16 protein-coding genes are annotated in these 16,964 nt (G+C 64.5%); 9 read left to right on the top strand and 7 right to left on the bottom strand.

What is annotated here, in order from left to right:
- Positions 1 to 47: 47 nt before the first annotated feature.
- The 8 genes from U5760_RS26045 to U5760_RS26010 all read left to right on the top strand — a co-directional run bounded on the left by U5760_RS26045 (position 48) and on the right by U5760_RS26010 (position 7,077).
- Positions 48 to 1,175 carry an alkene reductase gene (locus U5760_RS26045; RefSeq protein ID WP_322015203.1) on the top strand — a complete coding sequence of 376 codons (1,128 nt, stop codon included), beginning with the start codon at positions 48 to 50 and terminating at the stop codon, positions 1,173 to 1,175.
- A 50-nt stretch (positions 1,176 to 1,225) separates the two neighbouring features.
- Positions 1,226 to 1,615 carry a DUF427 domain-containing protein gene (locus tag U5760_RS26040; protein WP_322015202.1) on the top strand — a complete coding sequence of 130 codons (390 nt, stop codon included), beginning with the start codon at positions 1,226 to 1,228 and terminating at the stop codon, positions 1,613 to 1,615.
- A gap of 47 nt (positions 1,616 to 1,662) precedes the next feature.
- Positions 1,663 to 2,412: a glucose 1-dehydrogenase gene (locus U5760_RS26035; RefSeq protein ID WP_322015201.1), complete on the top strand. Its 750-nt coding sequence runs from the start codon at positions 1,663 to 1,665 to the stop codon at positions 2,410 to 2,412.
- A 26-nt stretch (positions 2,413 to 2,438) separates the two neighbouring features.
- Entirely contained in the window at positions 2,439 to 2,759 is a 321-nt protein-coding gene (locus tag U5760_RS26030) for an NIPSNAP family protein (protein ID WP_322015200.1), read from the top strand.
- 60 nt (positions 2,760 to 2,819) lie between these two features.
- A complete protein-coding gene (locus U5760_RS26025; RefSeq protein ID WP_322015199.1) occupies positions 2,820 to 3,314 on the top strand; it encodes a DUF3237 domain-containing protein in 495 nt (164 codons plus the stop codon).
- A gap of 131 nt (positions 3,315 to 3,445) precedes the next feature.
- Positions 3,446 to 3,895, top strand: a complete 450-nt coding sequence (locus U5760_RS26020; RefSeq protein WP_322015198.1) for a MarR family winged helix-turn-helix transcriptional regulator — start codon at positions 3,446 to 3,448, stop codon at positions 3,893 to 3,895.
- The gene (locus tag U5760_RS26015) at positions 3,892 to 5,418 is read left to right on the top strand and encodes an MDR family MFS transporter (RefSeq protein WP_322015197.1); all 1,527 of its coding nucleotides are present in this window, start codon (positions 3,892 to 3,894) and stop codon (positions 5,416 to 5,418) included. Before U5760_RS26020 ends, U5760_RS26015 begins: the two co-directional genes overlap by 4 nt.
- A 183-nt stretch (positions 5,419 to 5,601) precedes the next feature.
- Positions 5,602 to 7,077 (top strand): diguanylate cyclase domain-containing protein, encoded by a 1,476-nt coding sequence (locus U5760_RS26010; protein ID WP_415914183.1) that lies wholly within the window; start codon positions 5,602 to 5,604, stop codon positions 7,075 to 7,077.
- A 270-nt stretch (positions 7,078 to 7,347) separates the two neighbouring features.
- Here U5760_RS26010 and U5760_RS26005 read toward each other — a convergent pair whose 3' ends face one another.
- From U5760_RS26005 to U5760_RS25980, 6 genes are all read right to left on the bottom strand, one after another.
- Positions 7,348 to 7,623, bottom strand: a complete 276-nt coding sequence (locus U5760_RS26005; RefSeq protein ID WP_322015196.1) for an HU family DNA-binding protein — start codon at positions 7,621 to 7,623, stop codon at positions 7,348 to 7,350.
- Positions 7,624 to 7,883: 260 nt separating this feature from the next.
- Positions 7,884 to 9,230 (bottom strand): glutamine synthetase family protein, encoded by a 1,347-nt coding sequence (locus U5760_RS26000; protein WP_322015195.1) that lies wholly within the window; start codon positions 9,228 to 9,230, stop codon positions 7,884 to 7,886.
- A gap of 121 nt (positions 9,231 to 9,351) precedes the next feature.
- Positions 9,352 to 9,909, bottom strand: coding sequence for an XRE family transcriptional regulator (locus U5760_RS25995; RefSeq protein ID WP_322015194.1), 558 nt, complete (start codon positions 9,907 to 9,909; stop codon positions 9,352 to 9,354).
- 12 nt (positions 9,910 to 9,921) lie between these two features.
- The gene (locus U5760_RS25990) at positions 9,922 to 11,211 is read right to left on the bottom strand and encodes an FAD-binding oxidoreductase (protein WP_322015271.1); all 1,290 of its coding nucleotides are present in this window, start codon (positions 11,209 to 11,211) and stop codon (positions 9,922 to 9,924) included.
- Positions 11,212 to 11,365: 154 nt separating this feature from the next.
- Entirely contained in the window at positions 11,366 to 12,088 is a 723-nt protein-coding gene (locus U5760_RS25985; protein ID WP_415914182.1) for a pyridoxamine 5'-phosphate oxidase family protein, read from the bottom strand.
- 111 nt (positions 12,089 to 12,199) lie between these two features.
- Complete coding sequence (locus U5760_RS25980; RefSeq protein WP_322015192.1) at positions 12,200 to 13,231, bottom strand: DNA-binding protein; 1,032 nt, start codon at positions 13,229 to 13,231, stop codon at positions 12,200 to 12,202.
- Between the two features lie 248 nt (positions 13,232 to 13,479).
- Here U5760_RS25980 and U5760_RS25975 point away from each other — a divergent pair, with 248 nt between their 5' ends.
- A complete protein-coding gene (locus U5760_RS25975) occupies positions 13,480 to 13,761 on the top strand; it encodes a hypothetical protein (RefSeq protein ID WP_322015191.1) in 282 nt (93 codons plus the stop codon).
- Between the two features lie 261 nt (positions 13,762 to 14,022).
- On the opposite strand, the gene tssH is transcribed toward U5760_RS25975, so the two are convergent.
- Entirely contained in the window at positions 14,023 to 16,725 is a 2,703-nt protein-coding gene (gene tssH / locus U5760_RS25970; RefSeq protein ID WP_322015270.1) for a type VI secretion system ATPase TssH, read from the bottom strand.
- Between the last annotated feature and the right edge of the window lie 239 nt (positions 16,726 to 16,964).

Here is a 16,964-nt window from a genome sequence, read left to right as displayed (position 1 = left end):
CGTCGAATTCGAAACCGGAAGCTCTCACAAACGATAAGGTATCCAAAATGACCGCCAACGAACTCAAGCTGTTTTCACCCGTGAACGTAGGCCCGCTGTCACTCTCGCACCGCGTGGTGCTCGCGCCGATGACGCGCCTGCGCTCCGAAGCCGACGACAGCCCGAGCGCGATGATGGTGGAGTACTACCGCCAGCGCGCTTCGGAAGGCGGTCTGCTGATCACGGAAAGCGCCCACCCGTCCTACGACAGCCGCGGCTACATCGGCGCGCCGGGCATCTATACCGACGCACACGTTAAAGCCTGGAAGAAGATTACCGACGCCGTGCACGCCCGGGGCGGCCGCATCTTCATGCAGATCGCTCACGACGGCCGCCAGTCGCACGTGGACCTGAGCTGGGGCAACGCGCCCGTCGCGCCCTCCGTGGTCCCCTACGAAACCACGGTGCTCACGCAGGACGGCTGGGTGCCGAACTCGCCGCACCGCGCGCTGGAACTGCACGAGATTCCCGCGATCATCGAGTCGTTCCGCCACGCCGCCGTGCGGGCGAAGGAAGCCGGTTTCGACGGCGTGGAACTGCACAACGCCAACGGCTACCTTGCCGACACCTTTCTCCAGGACGGCACCAACAAGCGCACCGACGCCTACGGCGGCACAGTCGAAAAGCGCACCCGCTTCTCGCTGGAAGTGGTCGATGCCTTCGCTTCGGTGTGGGGCGCGGACCGCGTGGGCGTGCGCGTCTCGCCGAGCGGCCGCTGGGGCGCCATCTCCGACAGCAATCCGCAAGCGACTTTTGGCTACTTTGCCGACCGTCTCGACACTTATGGGCTAGCTTATCTGCATGTGATCGAGCCGCGCGTGATGGGCACCGAAACGCTGGAGGAAAGCGCCGAGCCCGTGGCCTCGTCGTTCCTGCGCCAGCACTTCTCCGGCCCGATCATCGCCGCAGGCGGCTTCACGCGCGAAGGCGCCGAGGGCATCCTGCAGCGCGGCGACGCCGACCTGGTGGCATTCGGCCGGTGGTTCTCCTCGAACCCCGACCTGCCCGAGCGCCTGCGCCACGGCCATCCGCTCACGCCGTACCGGCGCGATGCGTTCTGGGGCGGCAACGAAAGCGATTACATCGACTTCAAGACGTACGACGAAGAACTGCAGACGCAAGCCATTGCTGAGTAATGCACGAGTCATAAACGCATCACCTCAACCTTTCGACAAGGAGCACTGCCATGACCACCCCGAGCGCAAAGACCGTGAAGATCCCCGGCCCCGACCATACGATCACGATCGAGCCCACCGGCTCGCGCGTGGTGGTCAAGGCAGGCGGCCGCGTGATCGCCGATACGCACCGCGCGCTGACGCTGCGCGAAGCGAGCTACCCCGCCGTGATTTACGTGCCGCGTGAAGACGCCGACATGACACTGCTCGCCCGCACCGATCACGCAACGTACTGCCCCTACAAGGGCGACTGCGCGTACTACTCGATCGTGCCCGCCGGCGAGCGCGCCGTGAACGCGGTATGGACCTACGAAGCGCCGCACGCCGCGGTAGCCGAAATCAAGGACCATCTCGCGTTTTATCCCGACCGCGTCGATTCGATCGAAGTCCTGAACACCTGATTGACCTGAATCGCCCCGAACGAATCCAATCTTACTGGAGCAGAACCATGAGCACCGCACCCGTTGTTTTGATCACCGGCGCACTCACCGGCATCGGCCGCGCCACCGCCCTCGCGTACGCTCGCGACAAGGCCAGCGTCGTCGTCTCGGGTCGCCGCGACGAAGCCGGCCGCGCGCTGGCCGAGGAAATCCGCGCCTTCGGCGCGCAAGCCGAATACATTCGCGCCGACGTCAGCAAGGAAGACGACGTGCGCGCACTCGTCGAGCGCACGGTCGAGCGTTTCGGCCGTCTCGACATCGCCGTCAATGCGGCCGGTGCCGAGGGCGAACCCGGTCCCGTCACGGAGCAGACGCCAGAACGCTACACCGCCGTGTTCGACGCGAACGTGCTGGGCACGCTGCTCGCCATGAAGCACGAATTGCGTGCGATGACGGCGCAGGGCAACGGCAGCATCGTCAATGTTTCCTCGACGATGGGCTCGCGCGGCGCCCCGAACGTCTCGTTGTATGTGGCCAGCAAACACGCCGTGGAAGGTCTCACGAGGTCGGCCGCGCTCGAAGCGGCGCCCTTCGGCGTGCGGGTGAACGCCGTGGCGCCGGGCCCCGTGGAAACCGCAATGCTCGACCGCTTCACGCTGAATCCCGATCGCAAGGCAGCCCTGCTCGCGAACGTACCGCTCAAGCGCGCGGGTACTCCCGAGGAAATCGCAGATGCGATTCGCTTCGTCGGCTCCGATGCAGCCAGCTTCATGACGGGAGAAGTCCTGCGCGTGAACGGCGGCCGCACCGCGGCCTGATTGACGAGCCCCGGCTGGAGCCCACCGTGATCTACGAAATCCGCACCTATACGTTCAAGCCGCTGCGCGCGGCGGACTGGCTCGCGCTCTATCGCGAGGAAGGCCTGCCGCTGCAGCAGGAATTGCTGGGCAAGCTGGTGGGCTTCTTCACGACCGAGATTGGCGATCTGAGCCAGATCGTGCATATCTGGGCCTACGAGAGCCTCGACGACCGCCTTGCACGCCGCGACCGCATGGCTGCCGACCGCCGCTGGCAGGCTTTCGGCGCCAAGGTGAAAGCGCTCGATGCCCTCGTCGCGATGGAATCGCGCCTCATGCGTCCCACCGACTTTTCGCCGCTGCAGTAGCAGCCTCTGCAATCGACCGCGCGGTGCGTTGTGCCGCGCCCTTACGAAAAGGCCATCATCATGTCCGCCCTACCATTCGACGAACTGCCCAGCGCTCTCAAAGGCGTCCAGGTCCGCCCCCTCTTCGTCCTGCACCTGGACGTCAAGCCGATCGAGATCGTCGGCCAGACGCCGGGCGTGTTCCGGCGTGTCGGCATCGTGCCGTCCGGCACGTTTGCAGGCGAGCGTCTGGCCGGTGTCGTGCTCGACGGCAGCAGTGACTGGCAGACCGTGCGCAGCGACGGCAGCACCCTGCTCGACGTCCGGCTCCTCCTGCGCACCGACGACGGCACGAACATCCTCATGTCGTACCGCGGCATCCGCTACGGCGAGGCCGACGTGCTACGGCGCCTCGACAAGGGCGAACCGGTCGATCCCGCCAGCTACTACTTCCGCATCAACCCGGTGTTCGAGGCGCCCTCGGGCAAGTACGAGTGGCTCAACCGCGTGATCGCCGTGGGAACCGGCCACCGCTTTCCGGACGGCCCGATCTACAGCGTTTTTGAAGTGCTCTGAGCTGCTTTCGTTGTTGTTTCTTTCTGCCGCCTGAACAAGCGCTGCCCTGCCGCAAGCGGCGACAAACCCTGGGTGACGTCCCCAGGTCGATCGATTAACATAGGTAGCCTATCGATCCAGTTTGCTGCCTCATGAACCAGCCCAACCCGCCTGGCGATCTCGCCGCCGCGCTCGAAATTGCCGAGGCGCTGCGCCCCGTGCTGCACCGCCTGCTGCGCGAGTTGCGCCGCGAAAGCCAGCACCCCGAGGTCTCGCCCTTGCAGGCACTGCTGCTGGCTTCGATCATCAAGCACCCTGGTATCGGCGTGACCGAACTCGCCGCGCTGGAGAACGTGCGCGGGCCGACCATCAGCGGCCATATCCGGTCGATGGAGCAACTGGGGCTGGTCGAGCGCGAGGCGAACGATCCCGAGGACCGCCGGCGCATCGGCCTCGTCGCCACGAAAAAAGCGCGCGACGTGATCAAGGCGATCAAGCGCAACCGCACCGACTGGCTCGCGCGCCGGCTCGCCGCGCTCTCGCCAGCCGAGCGGCACGCCATCCGGGAGGCCGTCGAGCCGCTCAGCCGGATCGTGGCATGAGCACCGAAATCGACCTTGCGCCGGGCACCGGGGCCGCCCCGGACACATCGATCAATGCCGCGCCCACGCGGCGCGAAATCCGTTCGGTGTTGACCGGGCTGATGATCGTGATGGGGCTCGCCGCGATCGACCAGAGCATCGTCGCCACCGCGCTGCCGCGCATCATCGCCGAGTTCGGCGGCGTCGCGCATCTGTCCTGGGTCGTGACCGCCTATGTGCTGGCCTCGACGGCCACCATGCCGCTCTATGGCAAGCTCAGCGATCAATATGGGCGCAAGCCCGCGCTCTACGCGGCCATTCTGCTTTTCCTGCTGGGGTCGATATTGAGCGGCCTTTCGCAAAGTCTCATGCAGCTCATCGCATTTCGCGCCGTGCAGGGGCTCGGCGCGGGCGGGTTGCTGCCGCTCACGCAGATCATCATGGGCGATCTCGTGCCGCCGGCGCAGCGCGGACGCCGCCAGGGCTCGATCGCAGCGGTCTATGCAGTCTGTAGCGTCGTGGGACCGCTCGCGGGCGGCATCATCACCGACCTGCTCTCGTGGCACTGGATCTTCTACGCGAACCTGCCGATCGGTGCCGTCGCGCTCTACGCGATCGGACGCGCGCTGCACCATACGCCGCCCCTGCGCGCACGGCGTATCGACTACGTTGGCGCCGTGCTGCTCACCTCGTCAACGACGGCATGCCTGCTCGTGCTCGCGCTGGGCGGTTCGGAATGGGCGTGGAACTCGGCCCGGATCGCGGCATGCGGCGCTCTCGCAGCGGCACTCGGCGTCGCCTTCGTGCTGCACGCGCGGCGCACACCCGAACCCGTCCTGCCGCTCGCGCTCTTTCACGACCGCCTCTTCGTCATTGCCTGCGTCGTCCTCGCGTTCACCTTCATGGGACTGCTCGGATCGAGCCTCTTCTTTCCACTCTACTTTCAGACCGTCGAAGGCATCAGCCCCGCGCATTCGGGCTTTCTCACCGGGCCGCTGATGGTGGGCGTAGTCGTCTCGTCGATATTCAACGGCCGCGTGCTGCTGCGCGGCGGGCGCTACAAACCCGCCCAGATCGCCGGGCTCGCGCTCGCGACGCTGGCCTTCGCCGTGCTCGCCGCCTGTGTCGCGAGCGCGCAGCCGCTGGTGATGGTGGAGCCGGCCATCATCGCGGTCGGGCTAGGGCTCGGGCTCATCATGCCTAACATGACGATCGCCGTGCAGAATGCCCTGCCCGCCAGCCATCGCGGCGTGGGCACGGCAACCCTCGCCTTTTTCCGGTCGCTGGGCGGCCTCGTGGGCGTGACCGGCGCGGGTGCGATCCTCGCGTCGAAGCTGCGTCACTCTGCGGTGCCGCAACTCGCCTCCGTCTCCGCGCATTCCGCGGGGATTGCGCACGGTGTCGCCACGGCGATCTATCGCCATGCCATCGCCGGTGTTTTCGCAACGGGAGCCGGCATCATCGCCATCGCGCTCGGGTTCATCCTGTTTCTGCCCGAACTGCCGCTGCGCACGCACCCTCACCCGAACGACACCTCGGCCTGAGCGCGGGGGCGCCCACGCTCAAGTCTTGCAACGGGCCTGCCGTTATCCATTTTGAATCGTTGTCTGTCGCAACGACGGCACCGAAGCTTTCTTTTCGCTCTCACGGAGAGCTCAAGGTGTGCCAGGATGCGCATATCCGTGCGGCGCGCCGGCGCCGCTGTCCGCCCCTTACATCCAACCGACATGCAACAAGGCACTCAAGCCACCGCCGCCAGCTTCGCCACGATGGGCGTCGATCTGCTCGCGTTTTTCGATGTAACGCCAACGTCTCTCTGGCTCGAGGACTATAGCCAGTTGCACGCGCTGTTCGAGCGCTGGCGCGCCGCCGGCGTCACGGATATCCGCCACTATCTGGAAGAGGAACCGCGCCGCGTGGCCGAATGCTCGGCCTGCATCCGTGTGCTCAAGGTCAATCGCCACACGCTGCAGCTGTACGGCGCGCGCGACTACGAAGAACTTGCCCAGCATCTGGGCTCGGTGCTGCGCGACGACATGTTCCAGGCCCACGTGGGCGAACTCGAACAGATGTGGGCCGGCAACGCCACGTTCCAGAGCCAGAGCGTGAACTACACGCTCGATGGCCGCCGCATGGACATCCTGCTGCGCGGTGTGATCCTGCCGGGCCACGAGCACGACTGGAGCCGCGTGCTGGTGGCGATCGAGGACGTCTCCGCGCTTGAAGACGCCCGCCATCGCGCCACGGCGAACCAGCAGTACGCGCTCGGCATCTTCGAGCACGCACCGGTTTCGCTCTGGGTCGAGAATTTTTCGGCCATTCGCCAGTTGCTCGAGGACGTGCGCATGCAGGGCATCGTCGATTTCCGCACGTTCACCGACGTCCACCCCGAATTCGTGGAACGCTGCATGAGCGAAATCCAGGTGCTGGACATCAACCACTACACGCTCGGCATGTTCCGCGCACCCGACAAAGCCACGCTGCTCGCCCGCCTGCCCGAAGTGTTCCGCGACGAAATGCGCCCGCATTTTCGCGAGCAGTTGCTCGACCTGTGGGAGGGGCGGCTCTTCCATCAGCGCGAGGTGGTCAACTACGCGCTCGACGGCAGCGAAGTGAACGTGCATCTGCAGTTTTCGGTGTTTCCAGGCCACGAAGAGCAATGGGATCTCGTGCTGCTCGCGCTCACCGACATCACCGCGCGCAAAAAGGCGGAGGCGTACCTCGAATTCCTCGGCAAGCACGACGTGCTGACGAAGCTGAAGAACCGCTCGTTCTATGTCGACGAATTGAATCGTCTTCAGCGCAAGGGGCCGTTCCCGGTGAGCGCCATCGTGCTCGACATGGACAACCTGAAGCTGGTCAACGACCAGTTGGGACATGCCGCGGGCGACGCGCTGCTGCGCCGCGCGGGCGAAGTGCTCGCCAAGGCGATCCAGAAACCGTATCAGGCCGCGCGCATCGGTGGCGACGAATTCGCGGTGCTGATGCCGGGCGCCGATGAACGCGACGTGGAAATCGTGGCCGAAAGCATCGGCAAGCTCGTCGATCTGAACAACCAGTTCTACGGCGGTCCGCCACTCAGCTTTTCGCTGGGCTGCTCGACCTGCGAGGAAGGCGAAAGTATCGAGGCAATGCTGCGCGAAGCGGATGTCGCGATGTACGAGGCCAAACGGAGCCGCAACGAACTCAAACCCGCCGGTTAGAAGGGAGAGCACGGCGCTGCCACACATGCGGACGATGTGTGAATCTTGCGGGGCTCGGGGGGAAGACTGCGGGACAGGAAGACGGCCTGCGGGTGTCTTCAATTGCTTCGGACGCCGATCTAATCCGGTTGACGCGCCGATACACCGGGATGCCATGCCCGCCTGTGATGAACGGTTCGCGTTCGGCAATGCCCGGCGCTCAGCCGCCCGGCGCCGCGCGCGAGGCTGCCAGCGGCACACCTGGTGGCAGGCGTGCCGGGGCCAAAGGCATCAGGCGTTGACAGCGTCCTTGAAGGCCTTGCCAGCCGTGAACTTCACCGTCTTGGCCGCAGCGATCTGGATTTCCGCACCCGTGGCCGGGTTGCGGCCCACGCGCGCGGCACGCTGGCCGGTCGAGAACGAGCCGAAGCCGACGAGCTGCACGGAATCGCCAGCAGTGACCGTGCGCGTCACGACGTCGAGAATCGCGTCGATAGCGGCGCTGGTGGCTGCCTTGGTCTCGCCCGTGCTTGCGGCGACTGCGTCAATGAGTTCCTGTTTGTTCATCTGCTACCTGTGTTGAGTTGAGAAAACCTGCATACCCTACCTCACGCGGGCGAAACAGGCAAATCGCGTTGCATATCGATACGCGCCTTTCGCCCGTCCGGCACGCGTTTTGCGCGCTGCTAACGGCGCATTTCCCGCGCGCCCCAGAGGAATAACACAAGATCGTGTCAGCGTGTCGGCGAAGTGTCCGATTGCGCTAACCCTCTGGCCAGGAACGATTTATGCGTTAACCGTTATGTCAAGAAGCCGCGATTGCGAACTCACAGGAACCAGCGATATTCCCGGCTGCCGATTTCGTTCATGAAATCCAGATGGTCCTGACGCTTGTTTTCGCAATACACCATCACGAAATCCTCGCCCAGGCCCTCGCGCACCGCCGGATACTCGCGCATGGCGGCGACGGCCCCCAGCATGTCGCCCGGAAACGCAATGCCGCTCGAACGGTCTTCGTTGAGCGGCGCGATCGGTTCGCGGCCCGCGTCCAGCCCGTGTTCGATGCCGGTCAGGATCGCCGCAAGCACGAGGTAAGGATTGGCGTCCGCGCCCGCGAGGCGATGCTCGATACGCAGGTTCGCGTCATCCGATTCGGGAATCCGGATGCACGCATCGCGATCTTCGAAGCCCCAGCTTGCCCGGCTCGCGGCGTTCACCATGGCCCCGTAGCGGCGAAACGCGTTGTGATTGGACGCGAAAATCGGCATGCAGTGCGGCAGCAGCGCAAGACATCCCGCCACCGCGTGACGCAGCGCGCGCTTGCCGTTCGCGGCCAAAACGTTGTTGCCGGCCTTGTCGTAGAGGCTCACATGCACGTGCATGCCGCTACCCGGGGCGTCGAGCCAGGGCTTCGACATGAAACTCGCGCGATAGCCGTGGCTCATCGCCACGCCGCGCGTGCTGCGGCAGAACAGCGCCGACCAGTCGGCTGCACGCAAGCCGTCGTCGCAATGACCGAAGTTGATCTCGAACTGGCCTGGCCCGAGCTCCGCCGTGATGACCGTGGCATCCACGCCCTGCTCGCGCGCCGTTTCGACCATGTCGTGCAGCACGCTCGAGAAACGCGAAAGGCGCTCGATGTGCATGTTCGCCTGGTCGTCCTCGTCGTCGCAGAACGGATCGCGCGCATGCGCCGGCAAACCGTTTTTGAGCTTCGCGTCGAACAGATAGAACTCCAGCTCGAAGGCGACCACGGGGCGCATGCCGCGTTTCGCGAAACGTTCCAGCACCCGCGCGAGCACCTCGCGCGGCTCGAAACCAATCGGCGCGGACGTGCCGTCGGAAGTGATCAGCATCTGGCCCAGCGGCTCCTTCTCCCAACGCACCCGCTTGAGCGTACCCGGCACGAGGCGGCGCGTGGCGTCCGGGTCGCCGTCGTGGAAGCAGTAACGCCCGATCGGATAGACGCCCCCCTGCGTACCGAGCAGCACGCAGTTCTGCGGCAGCTTCAGCAGCGAGCCGGCTGCGACCTTTTCGAGCATCGCGACGGGATAGCGTTTGCCGTAGAAATGCCCCGGAATATCGAGGCAAATCAGATCGACATAGCGTACCTCGGGATGCGCCTCGCGAAATGCACGCACTTCGCTGACGAGATCGACTGCGGAAGATGTCACGATAAAGTCCTCGGTTGCGCAACAGAATGCGATTGATGTTTTTATATATGGACTACTGATCGACTGGGCGATCCTCTCAGGTTTCGCGCTGCACCTCGCAGCGCTCACGGCCTCTACAGCATCAGGTGAATACCCAAAGCACGCGCGCGGGTTTGTCGCCCAGATTCGCGTAACTGAAGCGGCGCCGTGCAGGTAACTGGAAGCTGTCGTTGGGCCGCAGCGTAACGGGCTCGTCCTCGCCGTCCAGCCAGATCGTCAGCTCGCCCTCCAGCACGAAACCGCCCTGCTCGTCGCTATCGTCCACCGGACGGTCGCCGTTCGTCGCGCCCGGCTCCAGCAGGCTCTCCAGCATCGAAAAGCGCGACGACATGCCCGGCGACACCAGCACGTCGGTAATTCCGCCCGCATAGTAGAGAACGCGCCGCTCGCCCGGCCGCGTAACCCACGGCAGAGCGCGCGGCTTGCTCACGCTGTAGAAATAGGTGGTGGGCGTCTGCAGTGCCTCGCCGATGGCGGTCAGGTCCGTCACCGTGGGGCGCGAGAGTCCGCGCTCCACCTGCGAAAGAAAGCCCACCGAACGTCCGATGCGCTTCGCGAGTTCGGCAAGCGTCACCTTCTTGTGCTTGCGCAGATCGCGAATCAGGATCGCCAGGCCCTCTATCTCATCCTCTTTGTCCATTTCGATGCCCCGTCACACGACGTCGCGCAGCCGATACCACAGCTTGCCGAGCGCCTCGATCGGCGCGGCGAACCGTTCGCCGCCCGGAAAGCGCGGATTATGAATGCCCTGGTAAAGCGCGAGCAAGCGGTCGTCGCCGAGAATCGCGTCGGTGACGGCACGCGCAGCCGCCAGCGTCGGCAGCACGCCGTGACCGGAAAAGCCTTGCAGCCAGTAGCGCTGCCGCTGGCGGCCCACGTCGGGCGTGCGCCGGATGCTGATGTCGATGTGGCCGCCCCACGCGTACTCCAGCTCGACGCCGCGCAACTGCGGAAAAGCGCGCTCGAGGTTCGGGCGGATGGAAGCGGCGATGTCCTTCGGGATGCCGCCGAGATACGTGCAGGCCCCGCCGAACAGGAGACGATGGTCCGGGCTCAGGCGGAAGTAGTCGGGAACGAACTGGTTGTCGATCACGCAACTATTGCGCGGCAAGAGCGACTTCGCGAGCGCGGGATCGAGCGGACGCGTCGCGACCTGGTAAGTCCCGACGGGCAGCACGCGCCGGGCGAGATCGCGGTCGAGATGGTCGATATAAGCGTTGCACGCGAGCACGAGGATATCGGCCCGCACGGTGCCTCCGCTCGTGTTCACGACGAAACCGGAATCGGTCTCGCGCCATGCGAGCACGCGGCTCTGCTCGAAGATTCGGCCGCCGGCGCGTTCGATGGCATCGGCGAGACCGAGCGCCAGCTTCAGCGGATTCAGATGTCCCGCCTCGGGGTCGTAGAGCGCCGCGCGATAACGCGGGCTGCCCACCCATTCGGGCATTTCCGCTTCGGGAATGAAGCGCAGCTTGTCGTAACCCCACTTGTGGACGGCTTCGTCGCGCGCCTCCTGCAGCATGGCGACGCGACTGGATTTCACGGCCGTCCACAGGCTGCCGGGCCGGTAATCGACGTCGAAACCGTTCCGCGCCGGCAATTCACGCACTTCGGCGGCGGCCCAGCACATGCTGTCCCAGAGTTCGCGCGTGCGTTCGACGCCCAGCGAGCGTTCGAGCGGACCCATGTCGCACGACCAGCCGAGCAGCGCCTGGCCGCCGTTGCGCCCGGAAGCCGCCCAGGCCACGCGGCTCGCCTCCAGCAACGCGACGCGCTTGCCTGCGAGCGCAAGTCGCAGCGCCGAGTGCAAGCCGCTGAAACCACCGCCGACAATAGCGACATCGACGCTGCAATCGCCCGCAAGCGGCGCGCGCTCGGGCAGCGCGCCCGGCAGGGTGCGCGCGTAATAACTTTCTACGTGTTGGCTCGACTCGACGAACATGGCGACGTCCGTGAAAATTAATCTGGTAAATTTCATGAAAAATTACCATGACAATTTCACGGAAGCAAATCGCCGTGTTGTGCGATGCAGCAGAAAGCATTGCGCGAGCCACTGCGCGCAACGCAGGCGGGGGATGAGGGACGGTCCGGAAAGATCAGTCTGCCGAGGTTGCAGCCTCGTTTGCCGCGGCATCCAGCGACGGCGCCGCTGCGCCGCGCACCCATGCGTTCACATAGTCCGGCGCTGCGATACCGCTTTCGGAACGATCCTGCTCGGGCGGCAAGGGTCGCAGCGCCATCGGCAGAACACCGGCCCAGACCGCGCGGTCCAGATCTTCCTCGTCATCGTTCGGACCGCCCGTGCGCACTTTCGACGCCGCCTCCGCCAGCGCAATGCGCAGGACGGTCGTTGCCGCCAGCTCCTTGCTGTTACCGGGGCGAGCCTCACTACCGCGTCCGGGCGCGAGGCGCTCCATGAAGGCGTCGAGTGCCGCCGCCTTGTGCTCGGCAGGTACGGCCTCGAACGTGCCGTAGATCACGGCCGAACGATAGTTCATCGAATGATTGAACGCCGCACGCGCCAGCACGAGGCCATCGAGATGCGTGATCGTCACGCAGACCTGGGCGCCCGCTTCGGCCAACTTGAGCATGCGGCTGCCGTTCGAGCCATGAATGTAGAGATACTCGCCCTCGCGCCAGCACGCCGTGGGGATGCAGTGGACGCCATGATCGTCGGCGAAGGCGATGTGGCAAATCCAGGCCGCGTCGAGAATCGCGTGGAGCGTCGCTCTATCGTAGAGGCCGCGGTGCGCCTCGCGGCGCACACGGGTACGGGACGAAGGGGGCGTGTTGGCGTCGGCGGCGGTCATGGTCGGCATCCTCGTTAAGTCGTGTGGAAAAGCCGATTACGATAGAGAATTTGTGGCCCCACCGGTAGGTCCAGCATACGGCTTCACGATAGAGCCACCGGTGCGACGACGGACGCGCGGCTACGATCCGGTTTTTGCGGTGGTCTTGCGTGCGGGGCGCAACGGCTTGGCGACATCCGCCGCCGGCCGTGCCGCACGGCGCGGCGCGCGGCGGCCCGCTGTAGTTGCCGGGGTCTCGCCCCCCGGCACGCGACGCAAGGCCGCCAGTTCCTTGGCCTGCGCCGCATGGCTCGTGTGCATGGCCTCCAGACGCCCTTCCAGCATACCCGCCCGGTGACGCAGGTCCCCCAACTGCGCCTGCAACGACTGGATTTCCGCGCGGGCGCTCTCCTCCGCGCGAGCGGCGCGGCGTGCTGCCGTGTCGGTCTCGCGTTGCAAACGTGCGTTGGCCGTGCGCTCGCGCTCGATTTCGAGCAATGCCCGTTTTTCGGCCGCTTGCAGGCGGGTTTCGGCCAGTTCGGTGCTGGCCCGCTGCTTGTCGAGTTCGACGGAGAAATCGGTGCGCGCCTGCGCGAGCGCCGCGTCGCGTGCGCGGCCCTCCTGCTGCAGCCGCACGACTTCGCCTTCGAGCGCGCCGACTGTCGCCCCAGCAGCGGCCTCGGCCTGCTCGAGCTCGTGAATGCGGACCTGTGCGGCGAGCAGCGCGCTGGTGCGTTGCTCCAGCGCGGTTTCCGTGCGTTCGAGATCGACCTGCAAAGCGGCCGCCGCCGCCTGAGCCTCCTGGCGTGCCGCCTCCACCTCATCGCGCAGCGCGGCGAGAGACGCCTGGGCCGCAGCGCTCGCACGGTTCCAGAGTGCGCCGATCAGTTCGCCTGCGACGCCCTGAAGCTCTTCGGGCATATCCGCGTGTTCGATACGCACACGGCTCTTTTCACGCAGTTCGCTCCAGAATTCCGCGAGCACGGCGGTGGGAGTGCCCATGCTGCCCCGATGCACCAGCTGATACAGGCGATTCGCCGTCGGCGTGATGCCGTAGCGGAAGAACATGAGCGCGCAAACCTCGCGGTAGAGCTCGCGTGTCTTGGGGAACTCCCCCTTCAACCGGTCGATTTCGGCGGCAAGGCGGGTTTCGTCCGAAGGGGTGTCGGTCATGGGGGCGGTTGGGAGAGCGATTTCGTCAAATATTACAACGTAAACCGTCAAATATCTAACTATCTATCTCATTAATTCGACATTAACTCTAGAATGTCGAACTCAGTGCTCAGAGGTTCGTCGCAACGCAGGCGCAGGTATGCCACGCGACACGACAGATAGCCTATTGAGATGTCGAGTGCCACCCGACTAGCGACGGGGAGCCACCCTCGCCTCAACAAACATAACCCAGCCCTCGAAACCAGGTCATGTCCGGCATCAAAGTACTGCTGGGCCCTGACGGAAGCCCACAAGGTATTTCAATCGTCGTTGGCTACCGTCCCCCTGGAAGCCTCTTCCCTGAGTTCATCGACAATTTGCCGACGCTGTTTCGGGGAAGCGCGGAGCAGGAGGTTCAATGTAGTCATGAATCGCCGCTCTTCATGCTTGTGCAGATTGACAAACGCGAGGAGTACCTGCGCCGTCGTGTATCGCTCGTTCCTGGACAATTCGATTCCCCCTCTTTCGCCATACGACACGACAATCAGTAAAGTGTGAAGCAAGCTGAAAAATCCGGTGAAACAGATAAAACATAGGCATGGAACAATAATAGCCAATCAGGAGCGCCGGGAAATTGATCGATGTTAGTAATGACGTGACTTTAATCTCCATGCATGAAATTTTTCGTGCTCCGATCTTTCCGGACGACTGCGATAACGTTTAAAACAGGCATGATTCATGCTGAATAAATAATTCGCAGTATGAAATAAATCGATATCGCAGTCCTGGTGCTGCATCGTCGCAACCTGCCCCTAGTCCAACAGAAGCGTCGCTCCAGATTCGACAGTACACGGCCGAGCGGCGCAGGAAGGCCTGAACACGAGTGCAACCGCGGGCGCCGCGGCTCGATCGGCGACATCAATCTCGATATGAGTGAGCCCACTTTTCGACGCGAACGAAGCCAGCCAAAGCCGTGCCAGTTGCGGTAGCACGTACTGCTCGATGAACCCGATCAACAGGCGTGCACCGGTTTCCTGCACAAGGCAACGCCCGACAATGTAATCGACCACATCCGGCAAACAGGTCAGCTCGACCCGGTTGTTTTCCGACATGCGACGGACCACGCGATCCAGATGCAACTGCACGATCCGGGCGAGCGAATCCTGGCCAAGAGGGCGATACGGTACGACCGTCACCCGGCCGAGGAATGCTGCGGGAAAGGACTTCAGCAATTCCGGCGTCAGGGCTGAACGCAAATCATCGGCCTCCGGCACCAGCGCCTCATCGGCGCACAGACTCGCGATGAGTCCGGAGCCCACGTTACTCGTCATCAGAATGGTCGTGTTGCGGAAGTCGATATAGCGCCCGTCGCCGTCTTCCATGTAACCCTTGTCGAGCACCTGATAGAACATTTCGAGAACGTCGCCGTGCGCTTTCTCGATCTCGTCGAGCAGCACGACGGAATACGGACGGCGACGCACCGCCTCGGTCAACACCCCACCCTCGCCGTAACCCACGTATCCCGGCGGCGCACCTTTGAGTCCCGAAACGGTGTGCGCCTCCTGGTACTCGCTCATGTTGATCGTGATGAGGTTTTGCTCGCCGCCATAAAGCGCCTCGGCGAGCGCGAGCGCGGTCTCGGTTTTTCCGACACCGGACGGCCCCGCAATCAGAAACACGCCACGCGGTTTGCGCGGATCCGCGAGCCCCGCGCGCGCGGCCTGCACACGCTCGGCGATCAGTTGTAGCGCGTCGTGCTGGCCGATCACGCGGGCAGCAAGCGTTGCCGGCAGCACCTGAACGGCAGTCACCTCGTCGGTTACCATGCGTCCAACTGGAATGCCCGTCCAGTCCGATACGATTTCCGCGACGATCGCTTCGTTGACCTCCGGGAATACGAACGGGCTACCCGCCTGCAGCTTCGATAAGGTGCGCTCCAGATCGCGCAACGTTCCGATCGACGTCTCCGCTTTGCCGGGCTGGTTCAGGGCGTCCCGTGCGTTCGCGAGCGCGCTCGCCGCCTCGGCCTGCGCCTGCCAGGCGGCTTCGACGGTGCGCTCTTCGGCTTCCAGCCGCACGATGTTCCCATGAGTGTCTGCAAGCGCGGCGTCGCTGCCCAGACCCATGCGCACTTCGTTGCCGAGCAGATCAGCTTCGATGCGCGCGGCCCGCAGTCGCTCGCGGATGCGCTGCAGTTCCCGCGGCGGCGCATGCTGCGACAGGGCGACACGCGCGCACGCCGTGTCGAGCAGGCTGATCGCCTTGTCCGGCAACTGGCGTGACGGTATGTAGCGATGCGATAGCGTAACAGCGGCGCGAATTGCTTCGTCGAGCACCACGACGCCATGATGGCTCGCCAGCATCCGCGCCAGGCCGCGCACCATGTCGATGGCGGACGGCTCCTCAGGCTCCCTTACCTGCAGCACCTGAAAACGGCGCGTGAGCGCCGGATCTTTCTCGATGTGCCGCTTGTACTCCGCCCACGTGGTGGCGCCGATCGCGCGCAAGGCACCGCGTGCGAGAGCCGGCTTGAGCAGGTTCGCCGCGTCACCCGTGCCGGTCTGACCGCCCGCGCCAATCAGCGTATGGATTTCGTCGACGAACAGGACGACCGGAGCCGGCGACTTCATCGCCTCTTCGACCACGGACTTCAGACGCGACTCGAACTCGCCCTTCATGCTGGCGCCCGCCAGCAGTGCGCCGATATCGAGGCTCAGCAAGCGGACGTCGGCGAGTGTCGGCGGCACGTCGCCCGCTGCGATCGCGAGCGCCAGTCCTTCAACGATCGCGGTCTTGCCCACTCCGGCGTCGCCGGTCAGGAGAGGATTGTTCTGGCGGCGGCGCATCAACACATCGATCATCGTTCGAATCTCGAGTTCGCGCCCCACCACGGGATCGATCTCGCCGGCTCTCGCACATGCGGTCAAGTCCGTGCAGAACTGCACGAGCGCCCCACCCGTTGCGGGCGCCGCCATTGCTCCGGACGCAACGCCCGGCAACGCGGCAGAAAAATCGCTCTGATCATACGGTGCGTCGTCCGCTTCCGGCGATCCGTCGATCCACACAGGCAGGCTGTCGTGAAGACCGTCGAGCGCAATCTTGCCGAAAGCAGGAGAGATCGACAGCAACACGCGCCGCAACTCCGGCGTCTCGACGAGTGCAGCGATCAGCCAGGCGCCCCGAATGCGCCGGTCGCCAAACGCGAGCGTCGCCACCACCCATGCGCGCTCGATCGCCAGTTCGACGTGATGCGAAAAATCGTTTAGAGAACTGGCACCGGCCGGTAACGCGGCCAGAGCGGCCTGCATGTCCCTGTCGAGCAGTTCACGGCTGATACCGCTGTGCCTGACGATGCGATGCAGATCGCTGTCGGGTTGCGCCATCAGCTGATGCAGCCAGTGCACCAGTTCGATATACGGATTACCGCGCAGCTTTGTGAACGCGGTTGCGGATTCGATACTCCTGAAGAGCGTCGCGCCGAGTTTGCCGAACAGCGCGTGACGTGAAATGGCCATGAGCGAACTAATGTCGTATACGTGGTGATTGCGTGCTCCGACATTCCGTATGAGAGATAGTCGGATTTGGACGAAACGCCAGGTGAGACACCTGGCTATCGGAGGGATAGAGGAGCGCAGGATAGCCCATCGCCCATTGCTTGTATTTGGGCCGCCGCCCATATTCCCCCTGTGGCTCGCGCCGTACCATCTGCCGCTTCACTCACCGTCCGCACGCCTGCCAAGCCTGGCAGGCCCAA

The organism is Paraburkholderia sp. J12, from assembly GCF_905220215.1.
Classification (GTDB): domain Bacteria; phylum Pseudomonadota; class Gammaproteobacteria; order Burkholderiales; family Burkholderiaceae; genus Paraburkholderia.
This window is presented reverse-complemented; position numbering and strand designations above follow the sequence as displayed.